Source organism: Vibrio mexicanus, assembly GCF_001012815.1.
GTDB lineage: Bacteria > Pseudomonadota > Gammaproteobacteria > Enterobacterales > Vibrionaceae > Vibrio > Vibrio mexicanus.
Map to the genome: position 1 here is coordinate 59213 of NZ_JYJP01000144.1, position 20903 is coordinate 80115.

General features: G+C 46.0%; 17 protein-coding genes and 4 pseudogenes. 15 read left to right on the forward strand and 6 right to left on the reverse strand.

What is annotated here, in order from left to right:
- Window positions 1–65 precede the first annotated feature (65 nt).
- From UA76_RS21565 to UA76_RS21580, 4 genes and pseudogenes are all read right to left on the reverse strand, one after another.
- Window positions 66–1157: a succinylglutamate desuccinylase/aspartoacylase family protein gene (locus UA76_RS21565; RefSeq protein ID WP_047049915.1), complete on the reverse strand. Its 1092-nt coding sequence runs from the start codon at window positions 1155–1157 to the stop codon at window positions 66–68.
- Window positions 1117–2021: pseudogene (gene rimK, locus UA76_RS21570) on the reverse strand (30S ribosomal protein S6--L-glutamate ligase). Before rimK ends, UA76_RS21565 begins: the two are co-directional and overlap by 41 nt.
- Window positions 2021–2461 (reverse strand): ATP-dependent zinc protease family protein, encoded by a 441-nt coding sequence (locus UA76_RS21575; RefSeq protein ID WP_047049918.1) that lies wholly within the window; start codon window positions 2459–2461, stop codon window positions 2021–2023. The pseudogene rimK and the gene UA76_RS21575 overlap by 1 nt, the downstream one beginning before the upstream one ends.
- 324 nt (window positions 2462–2785) lie before the next feature.
- Window positions 2786–4257 (reverse strand): annotated as a pseudogene (locus UA76_RS21580) (aminoacyl-histidine dipeptidase).
- 1005 nt (window positions 4258–5262) lie between these two features.
- Between UA76_RS21580 and UA76_RS21590 the strand changes: the two are divergent.
- From UA76_RS21590 to pgpA, 15 genes and pseudogenes are all read left to right on the forward strand, one after another.
- Window positions 5263–6551: pseudogene (locus UA76_RS21590) on the forward strand (NCS2 family permease).
- A 35-nt stretch (window positions 6552–6586) separates the two neighbouring features.
- The gene (gene gpt, locus UA76_RS21595) at window positions 6587–7051 is read left to right on the forward strand and encodes a xanthine phosphoribosyltransferase (RefSeq protein WP_047049922.1); all 465 of its coding nucleotides are present in this window, start codon (window positions 6587–6589) and stop codon (window positions 7049–7051) included.
- A gap of 131 nt (window positions 7052–7182) precedes the next feature.
- Window positions 7183–8391 carry an esterase FrsA gene (frsA, locus tag UA76_RS21600; protein WP_047049924.1) on the forward strand — a complete coding sequence of 403 codons (1209 nt, stop codon included), beginning with the start codon at window positions 7183–7185 and terminating at the stop codon, window positions 8389–8391.
- 94 nt (window positions 8392–8485) lie between these two features.
- A complete protein-coding gene (crl, locus tag UA76_RS21605; protein WP_047049926.1) occupies window positions 8486–8875 on the forward strand; it encodes a sigma factor-binding protein Crl in 390 nt (129 codons plus the stop codon).
- Between the two features lie 121 nt (window positions 8876–8996).
- Entirely contained in the window at window positions 8997–10136 is a 1140-nt protein-coding gene (proB, locus tag UA76_RS21610; RefSeq protein WP_047049928.1) for a glutamate 5-kinase, read from the forward strand.
- Window positions 10137–10154: 18 nt separating this feature from the next.
- Window positions 10155–11405, forward strand: a complete 1251-nt coding sequence (locus UA76_RS21615; RefSeq protein WP_047049930.1) for a glutamate-5-semialdehyde dehydrogenase — start codon at window positions 10155–10157, stop codon at window positions 11403–11405.
- 101 nt (window positions 11406–11506) lie between these two features.
- Window positions 11507–11956 (forward strand): transcriptional regulator NrdR, encoded by a 450-nt coding sequence (gene nrdR, locus UA76_RS21620; RefSeq protein WP_047049932.1) that lies wholly within the window; start codon window positions 11507–11509, stop codon window positions 11954–11956.
- A gap of 11 nt (window positions 11957–11967) precedes the next feature.
- Complete coding sequence (locus UA76_RS25765; protein WP_420340936.1) at window positions 11968–12192, forward strand: hypothetical protein; 225 nt, start codon at window positions 11968–11970, stop codon at window positions 12190–12192.
- On the forward strand, window positions 12153–13118 hold the full coding sequence (gene ribD, locus UA76_RS21625; protein ID WP_420340937.1) for a bifunctional diaminohydroxyphosphoribosylaminopyrimidine deaminase/5-amino-6-(5-phosphoribosylamino)uracil reductase RibD: 966 nt from the start codon (window positions 12153–12155) through the stop codon (window positions 13116–13118). The genes UA76_RS25765 and ribD overlap by 40 nt, the downstream gene beginning before the upstream one ends.
- A gap of 2 nt (window positions 13119–13120) precedes the next feature.
- Complete coding sequence (locus UA76_RS21630; protein ID WP_047049933.1) at window positions 13121–13777, forward strand: riboflavin synthase; 657 nt, start codon at window positions 13121–13123, stop codon at window positions 13775–13777.
- Window positions 13778–13816: 39 nt separating this feature from the next.
- Window positions 13817–14929, forward strand: a complete 1113-nt coding sequence (ribBA, locus tag UA76_RS21635; RefSeq protein WP_047049935.1) for a bifunctional 3,4-dihydroxy-2-butanone-4-phosphate synthase/GTP cyclohydrolase II — start codon at window positions 13817–13819, stop codon at window positions 14927–14929.
- A 138-nt stretch (window positions 14930–15067) separates the two neighbouring features.
- Window positions 15068–15538: a 6,7-dimethyl-8-ribityllumazine synthase gene (ribH, locus tag UA76_RS21640; RefSeq protein WP_047049936.1), complete on the forward strand. Its 471-nt coding sequence runs from the start codon at window positions 15068–15070 to the stop codon at window positions 15536–15538.
- Window positions 15538–16005 carry a transcription antitermination factor NusB gene (nusB, locus tag UA76_RS21645; protein WP_047049937.1) on the forward strand — a complete coding sequence of 156 codons (468 nt, stop codon included), beginning with the start codon at window positions 15538–15540 and terminating at the stop codon, window positions 16003–16005. The genes ribH and nusB overlap by 1 nt, the downstream gene beginning before the upstream one ends.
- 82 nt (window positions 16006–16087) lie before the next feature.
- Entirely contained in the window at window positions 16088–17062 is a 975-nt protein-coding gene (gene thiL, locus UA76_RS21650; protein ID WP_047049939.1) for a thiamine-phosphate kinase, read from the forward strand.
- Window positions 17059–17562, forward strand: coding sequence for a phosphatidylglycerophosphatase A (gene pgpA, locus UA76_RS21655; protein WP_047049940.1), 504 nt, complete (start codon window positions 17059–17061; stop codon window positions 17560–17562). Before thiL ends, pgpA begins: the two co-directional genes overlap by 4 nt.
- Window positions 17563–17631: 69 nt before the next feature.
- On the opposite strand, the gene UA76_RS21660 is transcribed toward pgpA, so the two are convergent.
- The gene (locus UA76_RS21660; protein WP_047049941.1) at window positions 17632–18015 is read right to left on the reverse strand and encodes a DUF3461 family protein; all 384 of its coding nucleotides are present in this window, start codon (window positions 18013–18015) and stop codon (window positions 17632–17634) included.
- Window positions 18016–18193: 178 nt separating this feature from the next.
- Window positions 18194–20817, reverse strand: a pseudogene (glnD, locus tag UA76_RS21665) (bifunctional uridylyltransferase/uridylyl-removing protein GlnD).
- Window positions 20818–20903 lie beyond the last annotated feature (86 nt).

A 20903-nucleotide genomic window follows, 5' to 3' on the forward strand; every position in this document is an offset into this window, starting at 1 on the left:
GACCGTTTTCAATAGAAAAGCCCTGTGATAGGGGCTTTTTAGTATGTAATCGAACTGGATTACGATTAAGTTGGCGTATTGATTTGGCCTGTTGTTAAAGGCTCAACATCCACGTCTGCCACTTCTTCGATGAACTCTTCAACGACTTGTTCGACTTGCTGGTCGTCTTGCTTGAAGTAGGCAAGGTGGAACACAGCATCACCTTCGTTTACTAGCGGCAATGTTTGCTGACCAATAACGATCCCGCCTTTGTTCGCTTTCAGCTCGATCTCACTGTGACCAAGCGGGGCGCTAATGTAAGCCAGTACTTGGCCCGCTTCTACCTTATCACCCAAGGTCACTACGGTACGTAAGATGCCATCGCTTTCTGCACGCAGCCAGCTGGTGGATTTCGCAATTACCGACTCTGGTAACTTCTTACGGCGGCCTCTGAGCATACCAATAGCCTGCATCACACGTTGCACGCCGATGAAGCCAGCATTGATGCAGATTGGCTCAAATCGCAGTGCTTCACCCGCTTCGTAGGTAAGAACTGGAATATTGAGCTTTTCAGCTTCACTGCGCAGCGAACCATCGCGCAGTGGTGAATCAACAATCACAGGCGTACCGAATGCTTGCGCAATGCGCAGTGTTTCTGGGTTGCTCAGATCGGCTCTCAACTGAGGCAGGTTGGTGCGATGAATGGCGCCTGTATGCAAATCGAGAATATAGTCACATCGCTTAGCTACTTGTGAGAAGAACGTGTTCGCCATGCGAGAGGCGAGCGAACCTTTCTCACTGCCCGGAAAGCAGCGGTTAAGATCGCGTCTGTCCGGTAAGTAACGAGATTTGTGAATAAAGCCAAATACGTTGACGATTGGCACCGCAATCACGGTGCCACGCAGTTTACTGGCATCAATGGTATTGATCAGCTGACGCACAACCTCAACACCATTGAGCTCATCGCCATGAATTGCTGCGTTGACCATCAAAACAGGGCCAGCGTACTGGCCGTTGATGATTTCGACAGGAATCGACAGCGGTGAATGGGTGTAAAGCTTAGCGGCTTCTAATTCAACAACTTGTCTTTGCCCTGGTGCAATTAACTCACCTAAAAATTCGAACGCTTGGTTCTTTTTAGCCTTTGCCACGAGTTTTGGTCCTTTTGCTTGCTGCATTTTTCTCAATGAATTCTACAATTATGCCAGCAACATCTTTGCCTGTTGCCGCTTCAATACCTTCAAGACCTGGTGATGAGTTCACCTCCATCACCAGTGGGCCACGCTCGGAACGAAGAAGGTCAACACCTGCTACGTTCAAACCCATTGCTTTAGCGGCAGCAATGGCAGTGCGACGCTCTTCTGGAGTGATTTTAACCAGAGATGCAGTGCCACCACGGTGAAGGTTAGAACGAAACTCGCCTTCAGCCCCTTGACGCTTCATTGCTGCAATTACTTTGTCGCCAATGACGAAGCAGCGAATGTCCGCGCCGCCCGCTTCTTTGATGTACTCTTGCACCATGATGTTTGCTTTTAGGCCCATGAAGGCTTCTACGACGCTTTCTGCCGCTTTGCGTGTTTCCGCTAGCACCACACCAATACCTTGAGTCCCCTCAAGCAGTTTAATTACAACTGTGCACCGCCCACCATTTCTAGTAGGTCTTTTACGTCATCCGGCTTACTTGCAAAGCCAGTAATCGGCATACCAATACCTTTGCGTGACAGCAGTTGCATTGAGCGCAGTTTATCGCGGGAGCGAGTGATCGCTACCGATTCGTTCACTGGGTATACGCCCATCATTTCGAACTGACGCAGTACTGCTGTGCCGTAGAAAGTCACTGAGGCACCGATACGAGGAATGATCGCATCGAAGTCTGAAAGCTCTTCACCTTTGAAGTGGATTTCAGGCTTGTCTGAGTTGATATTCATATAACAGCGCAGTGCATCAATAACTTTAACTTCATGGCCACGACTCTCAATCGCTTCGATCAAGCGTTTTGTAGAGTAAAGATTAGCGTTACGTGAAAGAATACCAATTTTCATTATTTGCTCTCCTCGAAAGCGATTAGAAATGACTCAACAGGGTCAACAATAATTCGGTTGCGCATTGCGGTGCGCCCTAGCAGCATACGAAATGCCATGTCTTCGCGGTTTGTTAGTGTGACTTCGATAGGCCAACTTTCTCCGCCAAGGTGAAGCTGTGTTTCAATAACAAAGCGAGTAGACTCGTGACCACCAGAGTCACGCACCACGCGCTGATCAATCACCGGTGCTTCACACATCACTTCCACGTCCTGATTGTGTTGAATAGGGTGAATCCAGAAGCGGACCCACAGAGCTTGATCCCTGTTGAAGCTCTCTACTTTGAATGCGTGCAAGCATGATGTTCGTGCTCCGGTATCAATTTTTGCGTTAATTTTGTCGATACCAAGCTCTGGCAAGCTCATTGTTTCTCGCCAGCCGACAATCATTTTTTCTTTCATTGCAGTACTAATGTTCTAATAGAGAATTAAAGGCCAATGTTAGGAAAAACGTTAGCCCACCGATAAAACTAAAAGTGTTGTGGCCGTAGCCAAAAGAGTGTTATCGCTTGAAGAAGGCAATGGTGATTAGACAGATAAATTGCCTTAGGTGCTTCAAGGTGGGGGACTGTATCAAGGTAAATGAAAGCTGGCTAACGAATAAAAATGACCATCTCGACAAAGAATTTTTATCATTAATTGAGCGTCAAGTTGATATCAAATGGTTACAAAAAGCCGGCATGTAGCCGGCTTGATTTGGTGTTTTAAAGTGCTGTTTTAGAAGCGTTAGGCTTTCTCAGGAATCGCTTCAAGTAGCGCGACCATTTGCTCCCAGAATAGCGCAACGGTGTCGATCTTCACTTTCTCATCAGGTGAGTGTGGGAATTTAATCGTTGGGCCAAATGACACCATATCCATCTCTGGGTAAGGTTTCTTAAATAGGCCACACTCAAGACCTGCGTGGATAACCATGATGTTTGGTTTGTGACCGTAGATGCCTTCATACATTTCACGAAAGATTGCCATGATTTCAGAATCTGCATCTGGTTTCCAACCCGGGTACGCACCAGAAAATGCCATGTTCGCACCTGCTAGTTCTGCCACTGAGTTAAGCATGCCTTCGACTTGGCTGCGGCCTGAATCGATCAGTGAACGAATCAGACAAAGAACCGTGACTGTGTCTTCTTCTGTTGTAATAACGCCAACGTTAAGAGAGGTCTCTACTACACCTTCAATCTCATCGCTCATACGGATAACTCCGTTTGGACACGCATTAAGTGCCGCGATGAAACGTTGTTGATCGCCTTCTGCAAACATAGGGGATTGAGTTTCAACGACTTCGTTAAAGGTAACGATGTCTGTTTCAATTTTGCCTAGCTCAGACTTGATCAAGCTAGTGTAGTGCTCGAACAGCTCTGCCAGTTTTGCTTCGTTGCTTGTAGGAACGGCAACCGTGATGAAGGCTTCGCGAGGGATTGCATTACGCAAGCTACCGCCACGGAATTCAACTAAGCGAAGGCCAAGCTCTTTAGCGTGGCCAGCGAGGAATCGTGCAATCAGTTTGTTTGCATTGCCGCGGCCGGTGTGAATGTCACAACCAGAGTGACCGCCTTTTAGGCCTTTCAGTGTTAACTGACGCACCGAGTAATCAGCCGGGATGCTTCGCGTGCGATGTTGAAGGTCATTGCGCCGTCAATACCACCTGCACAACCCATGTAGACTTCGCCTTCTTGCTCCGAGTCGGTATTAAGCAGGATATCGCCTTCTAACCAACCTGCTTCAAGGCCGAATGCGCCTGTCATGCCTGCTTCTTCATCTACCGTAAGTAGAACTTCAATTGGGCCGTGTTTGATTTCATTAGACGCCAGTACCGCCAGACAAGAAGCCATACCCATGCCGTTATCCGCACCAAGCGTTGTACCTTTTGCGGTTACCCATTCGCCATCGATGTATGGTTGGATTGGATCTTTTGTGAAGTCGTGGTCTGTGTCTTCGTTCTTTTGCGGAACCATATCAATATGCGCTTGAAGAACGACGCCTTTCTTGTTTTCCATGCCTGCAGTTGCTGGCTTTTTAATGAATACGTTGCCAGTAGGGTCGCGACGAACGTCTAGACCTTGCTCTGTAGCCCAATTCACAATGTACTGTGCAAGTTCCTCTTCGTGCTTAGAAGGGTGAGGGATAGAACAGATTTTATCGAAGAACTGCCAAAGTGTTGCTGGTGACAGTTGGCTAATCTCAGAGTGGAATTCAGACACAGATGACTCCTATTTGAATGATTTTTCAGACTTTAATTGTGCAATTTAATGATCTAATAGTTTGAACAACCAAGCCTGGCTAACTTGGTAGAGACTTAGCATACCACTCTCTGGCGAAAGCGAATAGTTTTCACTTGACGTATTTGAAGCCAAATTGATGCAAGTTATTAAGGAAAAGTGTCGCTATTACAAGGTGTGCATATTAAAGGCGGCCGGTTACTGTTATTTTTGTAATTTAATTACACAAACCGCACTTAAAGTGAGGTCTGATAAATTTTTTGTGATTTTTATCACCTTTTTTGTTGTAATTAAATTTCTTGGTGGTATATTAAACACAACTTCGGAAACGAAGAGAAAATGCTCAAAGGATGAGTCCGTATATCGCCTCCAAGGAACCGAGAAATCAACGTTTGTTTAATTTGATTTATAGGTGATAGTTATGAAAGGTTTACCTTCTGCAATGTTCTGGTCAAACAGCTCTGTTTACACTAGCAACTTTGTATACCCTACTTGCTTCGGTCGATAAGATTTTAGTGAGTAACTCGAACAGTTTGTTCACCCCCTAAATTTTGGAATTTTTTTTCAGCCTTTGCTTGCTGACATGATTCAACCGCCACTCAAATAGAGTGGCGTTTTTTTATCTGCTAGATCGTCTGTTCGATTATTGTTCGCTAACTTACAGTTTTATGACGATCTCCGCTTCCTGCCTTTGTATTCGTCAAACTTCATATCACACTCTTCAAAATCTAAATTTTATGCCTTGAAAGTTTAGAACAATGTTCAAAAGTAACGCACATGTATTTTGCTTAAGGAACTTTCTTACTTATTGAATTATATAAAGTTAGTTTGGTAACTCTGATCGCAATGCGATTTCGCTGAGTACTTTGACTTCATAAAACGCGATTAGAGTCTTAATTCTATCTGGAATTTCATATTTGATATCTTTATAATCCACAGCCAATCGATTACGCAACCGTTTACTTTTTACCCTTATAGGATTCGATTATGCTCGAAAGGCTATTTAAACTCAGCGAAAACGGCACGAACGTGAAAACTGAGGTTGTTGCAGGATTAACAACATTCCTGACAATGGCATACATTATCTTCGTTAACCCAGCGATGCTTGCAGATGCAGGTATGGATCATGGTGCTGTGTTTGTAGCAACCTGTGTGGCAGCGGCTATTGGCTGTTTCATCATGGGCTTTGTTGCAAATTACCCAATTGCACAGGCACCAGGTATGGGCCTAAACGCATTCTTCACTTATGCGGTTGTGCTTGGAATGGGCTACACATGGCAAGTGGCACTCGCGGCTGTATTTGTCTCTGGTGTGCTGTTCATTCTTCTCAGTATCTTCAAAATTCGTGAGTGGATCATTAACTCGATCCCGATGTCACTTCGTACGGGCATCTCTGCAGGTATCGGTCTGTTCTTAGCGCTAATTGGCCTTAAGAACGCGGGCATCGTAGTTGATAACCCGGCAACACTGGTTTCTCTAGGTGACATCACTTCTCTTCCAGCTGTTCTTGCGGCTATCGGCTTCTTTATTACTATCGCTTTGGTTCACCGTGGTGTGAAAGGCGGCGTAATGATCGCAATTCTTGCGGTAACGGGCCTTGGCTTAGCATTCGGTGACGTTCAGTGGGGCGGCCTAGTTTCTGCGCCACCAAGTCTTGCGCCAACATTCATGCAATTAGATTTCTCTGCAATTTTCGAAGTTGGCATGATTTCAGTTGTGTTTGCATTCCTATTCGTTGACTTGTTCGACACAGCAGGCACGCTAGTGGCGTTTCACAAAAAGCCGGTCTTGTTGATAAAGACGGTAAGATTCCACGTCTTAACCGCGCACTTCTTGCTGACTCAACAGCAACTTCAGTGGGTGCGGTTTTAGGTACATCAAACACCACTTCTTACATTGAAAGTGTGGCGGGTGTAAGTGAAGGTGGCCGTACAGGTTTAACGGCTGTTGTAGTTGGCATTTTGTTCCTTCTTGCATTATTCTTCTCGCCATTAGCTGGTATGATTCCCGCTTATGCGACGGCAGGTGCGCTATTTTATGTTGCAATCCTAATGCTGTCTGGCCTAGTAAGCATCGACTGGCGTGATCTCACTGAAGCCTCTCCAGTGGTGGTGACTTGCTTGTTGATGCCACTGACTTTCTCGATTGCAGAAGGTATCTGTTTAGGCTTTATCGCTTACGCTGCAATCAAAGCACTAAGTGGTAAAGGTAAAGAAGTATCAGCCAGCGTTTGGGTGATGTCTGCAATCTTTATCATTAAGTACATCGTGGCTTAAGATACTGACAAACAATTAATAATTAGGTTTTTAAAATGAGCAACAAATTCGTTATCACTTGGGACAACATGCAGACTTACTGCCGTCAACTTGCTGAAAAGCAAATGCCTGCTGAGCAGTGGAAAGGTATCCTAGGTGTTAGCCGTGGCGGCCTTGTTCCAGCTGCTATCTTAGCTCGTGAGTTAGGTATTCGTTACGTAGACACTATCTGTATCTCTAGCTACGACCACGATCATCAGCGCGATATGACGGTTGTTAAAGCGCCTGAAGGTGACGGTGAAGGTTTCCTTATCGTAGAAGATTTAGTAGATAGTGGTGACACTGCACGTAAGCTTCGTGAAATGTACCCGAAAGCTAAGCTTATCGCAGTATGTGCTAAGCCCTCTGGCGCTGATCTGCTTGATGATTACGTTGTTGATATTGCCCAAGATACTTGGATTGAGCAGCCATGGGATATGACTATCCAGTACGCTGAGCCAATTAATCGCAAAGTAAAATAACTGGCTGAAACATTAAATATCAAAAATGACCCTTCAATGGGTCATTTTTTTTATTACTATTATGACAATTGTATTTTAAGAGATTGCTTTATGTCGGAATCAGAACCTGTTAGCAAAAACTATCTGAAACCCTGTTTGCCCGTAATAAACTTGCAAAAGAAACCTCGGCTTTAACTCGTTACTTGCCAAGTAGTGAAGCCATGTTGGAAGAGAAAAACAGCAAAGACAATCATCATTGGTATCGTAATCTGCGCAAACTGCAGTGGGTGTGGCAGGGTGTTGACCCGATTGAACAAGAAGCTGTGCTGTCTAAAATTGCTTCTTCGACTCATGACCGTTCTCACGATGAGTGGTTGGACACGGTAGCAGGTTATCGCAGTGGTAACTGGGCGTATGAGTGGACCAAGCTGGGCGCTGCACATCAAAAGCGTGGACAAGAGTTGGACGGTGATGAAGGGGCTGATGAGCTCTTCCAAGCGGCGTTGTGCTTCAGTATTGCAGGCTACCCGCACATTAAAGGCGATAACTTAGCCATTCAAACTCAAGTGCTTGCCAATGCTGCTTATACAGAAGGCGCTAAGAAAACACGCTATACCATTAAGACGATTGAAGTCCCGTTTAAGAATAAGAAGGTGCCTGTAAATCTTCATTTACCGGCTACAGATAAGCCTTATCCGGTGGTAATTGTGAGTGCTGGCCTTGATAGTTTGCAAACGGATATGTGGCGTCTTTTCAGAGATCATCTAGCGCCTAAAAACATTGCCATGCTTACGGTAGATTTGCCTTCGGTTGGTCAAAGTAATCGCTGGCCGCTGAACCATGAGTTTTCCGATCTTCATCATGCGGTTCTTGAGCATTTACCAACGCTCCCATGGGTAAACCACCGTCGAATTGGTCTGCTTGGTTTCCGTTTTGGCGGTAACGCGATGGTGCGCTTGTCATTTTTGGCGCCGGACCAAATCAAAGCGTGTGTTGCATTAGGTGCGCCAGTGCATGATGTGTTCTCATCGCCGAATAAGCTTAAGAAAATGTCGAAGATGTATCTCGATGTCTTAGCGTCTCGAATGGGCAAAGATGTGGTCGATATCGATAGCATGTCTGGGTTGATGAGCGCTTGGTCCCTTAAAGTTCAAGGGGTTCTGGGTTCTCGAAAAACCAAAGTGCCAATCTTAGCAATGAGTTTGGATGGCGATCCGGTTTCACCACACAGTGATAACCAGTTAGTCGCACTTTACAGTATGGGTGGGCGTGCGAAGAAAATCGAAAGCAAGACAATTACAAAAGGATATGAGCAATCCCTCGATTTGGCAATAAAGTGGCTAGAAGATGAACTAATTTGATGACAAAACTCGAAATTTGGTAAAGCATGTTAATTAGCGGTTACTAATTGATCGCTAAATAATAACAATTTCAATTACTAAATGGAGAGTCTTTATGTCAGAGACGACGAAAAATCCGACTCATTTTCGTTTGCTAGCTGCGCTGAAAGCTGTTGGGCCTTATGTTCGTGAAGGCCAATGTCGAGAAGGGTTTTATCTGTTTGACTGCTTATCTGCCTGCGTGAATGACAAAAAGTCACCCGAAGAAAGGGAGTTTTGGGGCTGGTGGCTTGAACTAGAGCAAGAAGGGGAAAGCTTTAGTGCGAAGTATCAAACAGGTTTGTATAACTTGGCGGGTGAGTGGGTGACAAAACCTGTTCCAGCCAAAGCGATTTCTGAGGTAAATCGCACACAAGATGAGTTCCACAAGAAGTTAACCGATGCCTTGTCAGAGAAGTTCGGACTGACTGTTGAGCTTCATGCAGAATCTGTCGAGTTCGTCTGATTTTCTTTCATTAAACTCTGATATCCACAAAAAGGTGCATTATTGCACCTTTTCTACTTGTGAATTGTCCGTTTGATTGCTAAAACATCTGGTCTTAACGTTATTCCTTTCAGAAGAGATCATGGCAACTAAGCAACAAAGTGGAAAGTCTTCGCAATCAAAAACCGTGGTTGTGAAACTTGGGACAAGTGTACTCACAGGCGGTACATTGGCGCTCGATCGTGCTCATATGGTGGAGCTTGTTCGTCAATGTGCAGAACTTAAAAAACAGGGCCATTCTGTCGTAATGGTTTCATCAGGTGCAATTGCAGCTGGCCGAGAGCACTTAGGTTACCCCACACTTCCCAATGCTATGTCTAGTAAGCAGCTGTTGGCTGCGGTTGGTCAAAGCCAACTGATCCAAGTTTGGGAGTCGCTGTTTGCAATCTATGGCCTGAAAATTGGCCAAATGTTGCTAACTCGCGCTGATCTGGAAGATCGTGAGCGTTTTCTCAATGCGCGCGATACCATCAATGCGTTAGTCGAGAACGATATCATTCCAGTGGTTAATGAAAACGATGCAGTAGCCACTAGTGAAATCAAAGTCGGTGACAATGACAACTTATCGGCATTAGTCGGTATTTTGTGTAGCGCAGACAAATTACTGCTTCTTACCGACCAAAAGGGTCTGTTTACCGCAGACCCGCGCAAAGACCCTAATGCTGAATTGATTAAAGAAGTGCGCACTATCGATGATACGCTGCGTAAAATTGCAGGCGGCAGCGGTACAACTTTAGGTACAGGCGGCATGGCGACCAAGCTGCAAGCCGCAGACATCGCACGCAGAGCCGGCATTGAAGTGATTATCGCAGCGGGCAGTGCTGAAAACGTGATTTTTGATTCTTTGAGCGACGAGCCTCAAGGTACACGCTTCTTACCATTAGAAGAAGCACTCGAGAACCGTAAACGCTGGATTCTAGCTGGCCCAGCAGCAGCTGGCGATATCATCATTGATGATGGTGCGGTGAATGCCGTAATTGGTAAAGGCAGCAGCTTGCTGGCCAAAGGCGTGACATCTGTGCGAGGTGAGTTTGCCCGCGGTGAAGTCGCACGTATTACCACGCAATCAGGTCAATTGGTTGCGCGAGGTATCAGCAGTTACTCGAGCCAAGATCTTGCCAATATTGCCGGCAAGCACAGTAAAGACATTCTTTCCATCCTAGGTTACGACTATGGATCGGAAGTGATTCACCGCGACGATCTCGTTGTGATTCAAGAATAGAGATTAGAGGGAACAATTGTGGATTTAACCATCATGGGTCAAGCTGCGAAAGAAGCAGCATTTCATTTGGCCACTGCGTCTACAGCGCAGAAAAACCGAGCACTTACGATTATCGCAGACGAGCTAGAAGCAAACGCAGACGCGATTCTAGCGGCTAATGAAAAAGACATTCAATTGGGTCGTGACGCAGGTCTAACTGATGCGCTACTTGACCGCTTACTGCTAAACCCTGAGCGTCTTCACGGTATCGCAAATGACGTTCGTAACGTCATCAGCTTAAACGATCCTGTGGGCAGCGAAATTGACAGCAAAGTGCTAGAAAATGGTATGTCATTGTCTCGCCGCCGAGTACCACTGGGCGTCGTTGGTGTGATTTACGAAGCGCGTCCGAATGTAACTATTGATATTGCGGCACTGTGTTTGAAAACAGGCAACGCGAGTATTCTGCGTGGCGGTAAAGAAACGTTCTTCTCCAACATGGAGCTGGTTAAAGTCATTCAAAAAGCACTCGAAAAAGCTGAGTTGCCTGCAGCATCTGTGCAGTACATCGAGAAGCCAGATCGTGAGCTTGTGTCTCAACTGCTTAAGCTTGATGACTACGTTGATATGATCATTCCACGTGGTGGCGCTGGCCTGCACAAAATGTGTAAAGAGAACAGCACAATCCCAGTGATCATTGGTGGCTTTGGTATCAGTCATATTTTTGTTGATGAAAGTGCAGATTTAGATAAGTCGCTGGTAGTGGTTGAAAACTCTAAAGTTCAACGCCCATCTGCATGTAACGCATTAGACACTCTACTGGTTCATGAAAAAGTAGCGTCAGAGTTCTTGCCTAAACTGGCTGAGAAGCTAAAAGGTCAGGTCGAGTTAGTCGCTGAGCCAAAAGCGAAAGCACTTCTAGCCAACGCCGATAAGCTGCGTGATGTGGCAGAAGGGGACTTTGATACTGAATGGTTGAGCTACACCCTTGGCGTTAAAGTGGTGGCTGATGTAGCGGAAGCGATTGACCATATGCGTGTACACAATGCGAGCCATTCAGATGCGATCATGACGAACAGCCTTGAAAGCTCTGAGCGCTTCATTAACTCTGTAGGTTCTGCGGCTGTTTATGTAAACGCGTCTACTCGCTTTACTGATGGCGCTCAATTTGGTTTGGGTGCGGAAGTGGCGGTATCGACTCAGAAATTGCATGCACGTGGTCCAATGGGCTTAGAAGAGCTAACGAGCTACAAATGGGTAGGTAAAGCAAACTACCTAGCACGTAGTTAACAAAATCTCGTATTTGCTTACGAATTAGGGGCCGTTTGGCCCCTTTTGCTTTTAATCCGCGGGCGAATTCCGCTACACTAGCTTCAAATACTGGAGGTAGTATGCATTGTCCCTTTTGTTCCGAAAATGACACCAAAGTCATTGATTCTCGATTAGTTGCGGATGGCCACCAAGTGCGCCGTCGCCGTCAATGTTTGGCTTGTAGCGAGCGTTTTACAACGTTTGAAACCGCTGAACTGGTTATGCCGAAAGTCGTTAAATCAAATGGTAATCGCGAACCTTTTAATGAAGATAAAATGGTGGGCGGCTTCCAAAGAGCGTTAGAAAAACGTCCGGTGAGCGCAGACTCCGTCGAATTGGCAATCAGCATGATTAAATCTCAGCTTCGAGCAACGGGTGAGCGAGAAGTCCCAAGCGAAATGATTGGTAACTTGGTGATGGATCAGCTCAAAGAGCTCGATAAAGTTGCCTACATTCGTTTTGCCTCCGTTTATCGCAGCTTTGAAGACATTCGAGACTTTGGTGAAGAGATCGCCAAACTAGAAGATTAACTCAGTATTATATGTCTCAATTTACACCTCTAGATCATCAAATGATGCTGCGCGCGGTAAAGCTAGCCGAGCGTGGCCAATTTACTACAGCACCGAACCCTAATGTTGGGTGTGTTATTGTCCGTGACGGCGAAATTGTCGGTGAAGGTTTCCATGCGCGAGCTGGCGAGCTCATGCCGAAGTCCATGCACTTCGAATGGCGAAGGATCTTGCCGAGGGCGCGACGGTTTACGTGACTCTCGAGCCATGTTCGCATTTTGGCCGTACGCCACCTTGTTCACTTGCGCTAATTGAAGCAAAAGTTGCGAAAGTAATTTGTGCAATGGAAGACCCGAACCCGAAAGTGTCTGGGCGCGGTATTCGTATGCTTCGCGAAGCCGGAATCGATGTTCAGGTCGGCCTGTTGGAACAAGACGCACATCAACTCAATACTGCGTTCATCAAGCGAATGAAAGGCACCATGCCGTTTGTCCAACTAAAGATGGGGGCAAGCCTTGATGGGCAAACCGCTCTGGCTAATGGGCAAAGCCAGTGGATTACCTCGCCACAAGCTCGACGTGATGTTCAAGTTTATCGTGCAAAGTCATGTGCCGTACTCTCAACCAGCCAAACGGTTATCGAAGACAATGCATCGCTCAATGTTCGTTGGGAAGAACTCCCAGAATCAGTTCAGTCCCAATACAGTAAGGACTTATTGAGGCAGCCAACTCGCGTGATACTCGATAGTAAGGCGAACTTGCCAGAAGATGCTAAATTACTGTCGACTGACGGGCCGGTCTTACTAATAAACGGCAATGTGAGCTCGAAGATTACAGAGCTGCAAGAGTCTACACAGCAGATAACTCGCGCCGTTGGCCCTGTTGATGGGCAAGGTCAGTTTAAGCTCCGAGAGACATTTGAAAGCTTAGTGCGTGACCATCACATCAACCAGTTGTGGGTTGAAGCGGGGGCCACACTGGCAAGCTCTCTGCTGAAAGAGCAGCTAGTAGATGAAATCGTACTCTATTTAGCGCCTAAACTTATGGGGAGCGATGGCCGCGGGCTATTCGGCGCTCTCGGTTTAGAGTCTATGGCTGATATCATTGAGCTTGATATTACAGATATTCGAAAAGTTGGCGCAGATATTCGTATTGTGGCGGCTGTGATTTACCAAGAAGATTAATTATGTTTACAGGAATTGTAGAGGCAGTGGGTACCCTTGCTGCTATCACACCAAAAGGCGAAGACATCAGCGTAACCGTGAATGTTGGTAAGCTTGATATGTCGGACGTGAAGCTCGGTGACAGTATTGCAACCAACGGCGTTTGTCTAACTGTCGTTGCTTTTGATGAGCAGAGCTACAGCGCAGACTTATCGTTAGAAACCCTAAATAAAACAGGCTTCGCTGATTATCAGGTCGGTGGCAAGGTGAATCTAGAGAAAGCGATGCTGCCAACCACTCGTTTTGGTGGACATATCGTATCAGGTCACGTTGATGGCGTTGGCGAGATTGTTGAACGCAATCCTGTTGGCCGCGCAATTGAGCTTTGGGTAGCTATGCCAGCTGAGCTTAGCAAATATGTGGCTGAGAAAGGTTCGATTACCGTTGATGGCATCAGTTTAACGATTAATGATCTGCGTAAGAATGCGTTTAAACTCACCATCGTGCCGCATACGTCTGAAGAGACAACTATCGATGAGTTCCAAGTAGGCCGAAAGGTCAATTTAGAAGTCGATGTTCTCGCGCGTTACATGGAGCGCTTACTGCTTTCTAAACAAGAACAACAAGAACCAGAGTCGCGTTTGACGATGGAATTTTTACAACAAAATGGTTTCGCTTAAAGCCAGCTGCAACCAATACCGTGAGTCTAGGAATACATCATGTCAATTAGTACCCCACAAGAGATCATCGAAGATATTCGTTTAGGTAAAATGGTTATCCTGATGGATGACGAAGATCGTGAAAACGAAGGCGATCTAATCATGGCGGCAGAAATGATTACGCCGGAAGCGATCAACTTTATGGCGACATTTGGCCGTGGTTTGATCTGCCTAACAATGACAAAAGAACGTTGTGAGCGCCTAGGCTTGCCGCCGATGGTTCAAGATAACAATGCGCAATACACCACGAACTTCACTGTTTCAATTGAAGCTGCTGAAGGTGTCACTACGGGTATCTCTGCTGCAGACCGCGCGCTAACCGTTCAGGCGGCAGTCGCAAAAGAAGCGAAAGCGGCTGATCTTGTGCAGCCGGGCCATATTTTCCCACTTGCAGCGCAAGAAGGTGGTGTATTGACTCGTGCGGGGCACACTGAAGCGGGTTGTGATTTGGCTCGTCTAGCAGGATTAGAACCGGCATCAGTTATCGTTGAGATTCTGAACGATGACGGCACGATGGCGCGTCGCCCAGATTTGGAAATCTTCGCGGAGAAACACGGTATCAAGTTAGGCACGATTGCAGATTTGATTGAGTACCGCAACAACACTGAGACAACCATTGAGCGTGTCGCACAATGCCACCTGCCAACAGAATTCGGTGACTTTGAGCTAGTGACCTACCGCGACACTATCGATAATCAAATTCACTATGCGCTGCAAAAAGGCGACCTCAAAGGTGATGAAGTACCACTAGTTCGTGTTCACCTGCAAGACACTTTCACCGATTTGCTTCACAGCGATCGTAATGCTGAGCGTAGCTGGACCCTTGACGGCGCTATGCAAAAGATTGGTAAAGAAGGTGGCGTACTTATCATCCTTGGCAATGAGGAGTCGACAGATCTTCTTATCCATCGAGTGAAGATGTTCGAGCAGCAAGATAAAGGTGAAGCGCCGACACTTGCTAAGAAGCAGGGGACATCTCGCCGTGTTGGTGTTGGTTCGCAAATCCTAGCAGACCTTGGTGTGCATGATATGCGTCTACTGTCGTCGAGCAATAAGAAATACCATGCCTTAGGTGGTTTTGGTTTGAACGTTGTTGAGTACGTTTGTAAATAATAATTTGGCGAGATCTTAGTGTTTAAGCATGGTAGTTAGGCAACTAAGATCTCGCTCTAATTTGTATTAGATATCGCTCACAGTTTTGTGATAGAATCCGGCGATTCTCACTTGATGAACATAGTTAAAGGAAGGCTTATGAAAGTGATCGAGGGTGGCTTCCCAGCGCCAAATGCAAAAATTGCTATCGTTATTTCTCGTTTCAACAGTTTTATTAACGAAAGTTTACTTTCTGGTGCAATCGATACTTTAAAGCGTCACGGACAAGTTAGCGAAGACAACATCACTGTTGTACGTTGTCCTGGTGCAGTAGAACTTCCACTGGTTGCGCAGCGCGTAGCAAAAACAGGTAAGTTCGATGCGATTGTATCTCTAGGTACAGTTATTCGTGGCGGTACGCCTCATTTCGACTATGTTTGTAGTGAATGTAATAAAGGTTTGGCTCAAGTGTCTATGGAATACTCACTTCCAGTAGCATTTGGTGTCCTAACTGTTGATACGATCGATCAAGCTATTGAACGCGCAGGAACCAAGGCTGGTAACAAGGGTGCAGAAGCTGCACTAAGCGCACTTGAGATGATCAACGTTCTTTCTGAAATCGATTCCTAATGGGGGCCAGTGTGAAACCAGCCGCACGTCGTAATGCACGTCAATTTGCTCTACAAGCAATTTATTCTTGGCAAATTACTAAAGAAAATGTTGCCACAGTTGAAGAACAATTCTTATCTGGTGGTAAGTATGATGAAGAAGAGCATCATGCTGCTGAGCCTGCGCTTGTTGCACCAGAAACAGACGTAGCTTACTTCCGCGATCTTTTGGCTGGCGTTGCTCTGAGTCACATGGAACTAGACAGCAAACTGCGTCCATATGTTTCTCGTCCAATGCAGGACTTGGATCTAATGGAACTTGCGCTACTTCGCCTAGCGATGTACGAAATGACTCGCCGTGATGATGTCCCTTACAAAGTGGTCATCAACGAAGCGATTGAGTTAGCCAAAGTATTTGCTGCAGAAGATAGCCACAAGTTTATCAACGGTGTGCTTGATAAAGCAGCACCGCACGTACGTAAAAAATAATCCGTGCGTTAGAAAAGAAAAGGTCAGCATATGCTGGCCTTTTTTGTTATTGTCGTAAGCTCTTTTTCTTACCGTTAGCATTATGTCTGGTGAATTTAATCTCATAGAGAAGTACTTCGAAAATCGACAAGCCAATCGTGACGATGTGGTGCTGTCGTTAGGTGATGACTGTGCGTTGGTGAAAGCCCCGAACGACATGGAAATCGCCATCAGTACCGATACCTTGGTGGCGGGGACGCATTTCTTAAAATCGGCAAACCCTGCATGGGTCGCGCACAAAGCGTTGGCGTCGAATATTAGTGATTTGGCTGCAATGGGGGCAACGCCTGCGTGGCTTTCGTTTGCTCTGACCATGCCTGAACCGAATGAAGAATGGTTAGCACCTTTCTGTGATGCTTTTTTTGAACTCGCGAACCAATATGGTATCCAACTGATTGGCGGTGACACGACGAAAGGGCCTTTAAGCTTAACATTGACGGTGCAAGGTTTAGTTCCATCAGGACTTGCCTTGAAGCGAAGTGGTGCATCAGTGGGTGATACAGTATGGGTCAGTGGCTATTTAGGCCATGCTCATGCCGGATTGGATGTAGTACTTGATGATCAGCATGCATCTAAGCCGAATGCTCAAACACTCGAACGTCTTCACTATCTCTCCGAGCCACGAGTCTCTCTTGGTGAGGCTTTGCGTGGCTTGGCAAGTTCCGCTATCGATATTTCTGATGGCGTGGCATCGGATCTGCGTCATATTCTTAAGCGTTCAAAAGTCGGAGCGTCTATTGACGTAAGTAAACTGCCAATTTCAGATGAGCTGATCAGCTTTGTAGGCAGTGAGTCGAAAGCGCAGCAATACGCACTTGTGAGTGGTGAAGAGTACGAGCTGTGTTTCACTGTTCCGAACGATAAGTTGGCACTGTTTGAATCAAAAACAGAGAGCTTGAATGTACCAGTGACATGCATTGGTGAGCTGACCGACGGTGACCAACTAGAATTACACAACAATGGGCAAGCTCTTGAATGGCGCTTGTCTGGCTATGACCATTTCAAAGGAAACCAATGAGTAACCCTTTAGCGAAAATTTCTCTTTCTAATCCGTGGCATCTGTTAGCAACAGGTTTTGGTAGCGGATTATCTCCTGTTGTTCCTGGCACGATGGGGACTGTCGCAGCGATACCTTTTTACCTACTTTTAGTTCAGCTGCCCCTTCCTGTGTATATGGCCATTGTGGTGATTTCGTGCGTGATTGGGATAAAGATATGCCAAGTGACATCAGACGATATGGGTGTGCATGATCACGGTTCTATTGTTTGGGATGAGTTTGCCGGCTTTTGGTTGACTATGCTGGTGGTACCTATGCTGGGTATTTCGCCGTTTGAATGGAAGTGGTTGGCGGCTGGCTTTGTGTTGTTTCGTTTCTTCGATATGGTAAAACCGTGGCCAATTGAATGGCTGGACAAACGCGTTCACGGCGGCTTGGGCATTATGATTGATGATATTGTTGCAGGCGCTATGGCAGGGTTGGCGCTGTTTCTTCTTGGCGGGTATCTAGGTTGGGTGTAAGCCTTACATAGGGTTAGTCTGATGTAAAAGTAAAAAGGGTTGATAGTATATCAACCTTTTTGGGTTCATTTATTTGAGCTTTTCGAGATCCGCTTCGATCTCTGCGATCTTACTCGATACTACTTTTTCTAGGTGGCGAAGGTCGGTAAGAATTTTCTGTTTTACATCTACTTCAGCTACTTTCTCAGGCTTAGTGAGTGTGTTTAATTCATCTATCACTAAGGTGAGGTTACGGTTTATCTCAGTCACTTCTTTGTATTTGTGACTGCCGCTATCTACGAGTACATTCTTGATTTGTCGTGGATATTTGAATTTAACACTTTTCGCAAACAGCTCTCCTTTTTGTTTACGAAAATAGATTTTTAAGACATCCTTGTGGGCTTCTTGACGAAGAGAGTAACGCTCGATCTGCTTAGGATCATGAATACCTAAGCCGGTGAGGTTTGGATACATAGGCGACCTCTATTAGTGTTTTCATCTTAGTAACATTACTGTTTACTGTAGCAGCCTAATAGAGTGTCAGGTAGCTGATATTGCTATCAACTACCTGAGTTGTGGTCAAGATCTCGCTTAGTAAGTGAGCAATGTTAGCCCATTTTTCTGGTTATGAAATTTAACCTGAAATAAATGACTAGTTAGGCGCAAACTCGGCAATATTTTCTTTTAGCGAATTACTTAGCGCCTGCTGTTGCTCTTCATCAAGCTGGCCGCCTGCCGGGCTAGTAATGATGAACAAATCCTCAGCGCGCTCACCGATCGTCGTGATTTTCGCAGCATGAAGGTTGATACCTAGGTCGTAAAACGTCGCACCGACAACCGCAAGTAGACCTGGCGTATCAAGTGCAACGAACTCCATCAACGTGCGCTTCTTACTCTTTGTTGGAAGAAAATCAACGCGTGTTTTGACATTAAAGTGCTGCAAGTTGCGCGGCGTACGACGAGTCTTAATCTTAGTCGGCCTGCCATCTTCTAATACATGGATGAGATGTTTTATCACCGCTTTATGGCGAGTCTCATCGATGCTTCGCCATTTTGAGCAAGCACCATAAAGGTATCAAGAACAAAACCATCTTTACTGGTCATGACTTGCGCGTCATGCACGTTGAAGTTTCGTCTATCTAGCTCAGCTACCACGGTCGCAAACAGTGCCGGTTGGTCTTTACAGTAGACAAAGACCTCTGTGCCACCTCGAGTCGGTTTCTTACTGATTAGAATGACGGGTTTGTTTGGATCGTCTTGGCTTAGTAGATTACTACAGTGCCAAGCGATTTGTTTGTGAGTATGCCTTAAGAAGTAGTCTGCTTTAAAACGTTGCCAGAGCACTTCCACTTCACGCGCGGTAAACCCTTCTTTACGAAGTAGGGCAGATGCCATTTGCTGGTTGTGGCGAATTCGATCACGTACATCAACAGGGTTTTCTAAACCTCGACGAAGCGCGCGTTGAGTGGAGTGGAACAACTCTGCAAGCAAGGTACGTTTCCAACTATTCCAAAGCTCTGGGTTGGTCGCACAGATATCGGCTACCGTTAGGCAAACCAAATACTCTAAATACTCTTCATCGCGCACTTTCTTAGCAAATTCGGTGATCACGTCTGGATCGTAAATATCTCGTCTTTGAGCCGTGACTGACATTAATAAGTGATTGCGCACCAGCCAAGCCACGAGTTTAGCTTCAGGTTTTGACAGACCGTGCTCCATACAAAACTCGTATGCCTCACCTTCACCAATTACCGAGTGATCTCCGCCACGCCCTTTACCGATATCGTGGAAAATAGCGGCAATGATTAGTAGCTCTTTCTTCTGGATACGTGGATAGACTTCGCAGCAAATAGGATGCTTGTCATGGTTCTTAGCATAGCTAAAGGTATTAATGTGCTTGAGTAAGCGGACACTGTGCTCATCCACGGTGTAGACATGGAATAGATCGAATTGCATCTGGCCGACGATTTGGCTCCATTGAGGCAAATAGGCAGCCAATACGCCAAGCTTGTGCATCAAACTAAAGGCTTTGTGCAGGGCGTTAGGGTGACGCACCAGTTCCATAAACCGCTCTCTTGCGGCTGGGATGGTGTGCAAGAACTTATTGAGTCTTCTTCTTGCGGTTCTTAGCTGCCGCAATGTCGGCGGAGCGACACCTTCAATGGTCGAGTCATTAGCGATATGGATGAACATATCCAAAATAGTTTCTGGACGAGCTTGGAAAAGGGCTGGCTTTCTTGCTTCAATCAAATGGCCACGTCTTAGGAAGTCATCATCTAAGATTTCAGGTTCTGCTTCGACGCCATTGTTTAAGATCGCTTGATCAAACAGCTTAAGGAGCATTTTGTTGAGTTCAGCGACACGTCTCAATGTGCGATAGAACTCTTTCATCATCATTTCCACGCCGCGGTTGCCTTCACCTTGGAAACCAATATGTTCCGCAACATGCGCTTGGTGAGCAAAGGTTAGGCGGTTATCGTAGCGCTTTAACTCAATGTGTAGTGCAAAACGGACACGCCATAAAAAGTCTTGGCATTCGACCAGTTCGCGGTACTCGGCATCGGTTAAGAAGCCGTAACGGCTCATTTCAAGCAAAGAAGTCGCACCAAAGTGACGTCTGGCAACCCAACTTAAAGTGTGAATATCTCTTAGACCGCCGGGAGTGGATTTGATATCGGGCTCTAAGTTGTATGTCGTGTCGTGGTAGCGTGAGTGACGGCTGCGTTGTTCATCGACTTTAGCCTTGTAGAAGATTTCGCTCGGCCAAAAAGTTTTTGAATGAATCTGCGACTTTAGTTGCTGGAAGGTTTCTTCACAGCCGCACAAAAGCCGCGCTTCTTGAAGGTTAGTCGCGACAGTTAAGTCTTCTTTGCCAATCTCGATGCACTCATCAATGGTTCTTACCGCGTGGCCGACTTCGAGACGCAAATCCCAAAGCAAGGTGATAAATTGGCTAACATTTTCTGCGAGATGATCGGGTAGGCGCTTTTGGGACACAACAAGAATATCGATATCCGAAAGCGGGTGAAGTTCCCCTCGACCATATCCACCTACCGCAACCAGACTGATGTGAGGCAGTCTAGAAAAACCATAGTGAGCCCATAATCGATTGAGTAGGGAGTCCATGTACTCTGAGCGACCAAGAACTAGATCCGTCACCGGGTGATGATTGCGAAATTCCGCCTTTTGGTATTCAGCAAAACTCTCAAGTTGTGATTTTAGGGTACTAAGCTCAATTTGTTGCTCAGTAAACTCCATTGGAGATTGGTAGGGCATAACAGCGATCCATGCGTATTAAAGTCCATCAAGAACTTCAATTTATCAAATCGGGAAGCGGAAAAAAATATCCCAGTCGGTGACTG

What these genes read in the sequence shown, in the direction of transcription:
- UA76_RS21565 (WP_047049915.1), bottom strand. Translation starts at nt 1,157, where the DNA reads ATGCAGCAAGCAAAAGGACCAAAACTCGTGGCAAAGGCTAAAAAGAAC.
- UA76_RS21575 (WP_047049918.1), bottom strand. Translation starts at nt 2,461, where the DNA reads ATGAAAGAAAAAATGATTGTCGGCTGGCGAGAAACAATGAGCTTGCCA.
- gpt (WP_047049922.1), top strand. Translation starts at nt 6,587, where the DNA reads ATGAGCAACAAATTCGTTATCACTTGGGACAACATGCAGACTTACTGC.
- crl (WP_047049926.1), top strand. Translation starts at nt 8,486, where the DNA reads ATGTCAGAGACGACGAAAAATCCGACTCATTTTCGTTTGCTAGCTGCG.
- proB (WP_047049928.1), top strand. Translation starts at nt 8,997, where the DNA reads ATGGCAACTAAGCAACAAAGTGGAAAGTCTTCGCAATCAAAAACCGTG.
- nrdR (WP_047049932.1), top strand. Translation starts at nt 11,507, where the DNA reads ATGCATTGTCCCTTTTGTTCCGAAAATGACACCAAAGTCATTGATTCT.
- UA76_RS25765 (WP_420340936.1), top strand. Translation starts at nt 11,968, where the DNA reads ATGTCTCAATTTACACCTCTAGATCATCAAATGATGCTGCGCGCGGTA.
- ribD (WP_420340937.1), top strand. Translation starts at nt 12,153, where the DNA reads ATGGCGAAGGATCTTGCCGAGGGCGCGACGGTTTACGTGACTCTCGAG.
- UA76_RS21630 (WP_047049933.1), top strand. Translation starts at nt 13,121, where the DNA reads ATGTTTACAGGAATTGTAGAGGCAGTGGGTACCCTTGCTGCTATCACA.
- ribBA (WP_047049935.1), top strand. Translation starts at nt 13,817, where the DNA reads ATGTCAATTAGTACCCCACAAGAGATCATCGAAGATATTCGTTTAGGT.
- ribH (WP_047049936.1), top strand. Translation starts at nt 15,068, where the DNA reads ATGAAAGTGATCGAGGGTGGCTTCCCAGCGCCAAATGCAAAAATTGCT.
- nusB (WP_047049937.1), top strand. Translation starts at nt 15,538, where the DNA reads ATGGGGGCCAGTGTGAAACCAGCCGCACGTCGTAATGCACGTCAATTT.
- thiL (WP_047049939.1), top strand. Translation starts at nt 16,088, where the DNA reads ATGTCTGGTGAATTTAATCTCATAGAGAAGTACTTCGAAAATCGACAA.
- pgpA (WP_047049940.1), top strand. Translation starts at nt 17,059, where the DNA reads ATGAGTAACCCTTTAGCGAAAATTTCTCTTTCTAATCCGTGGCATCTG.
- UA76_RS21660 (WP_047049941.1), bottom strand. Translation starts at nt 18,015, where the DNA reads ATGTATCCAAACCTCACCGGCTTAGGTATTCATGATCCTAAGCAGATC.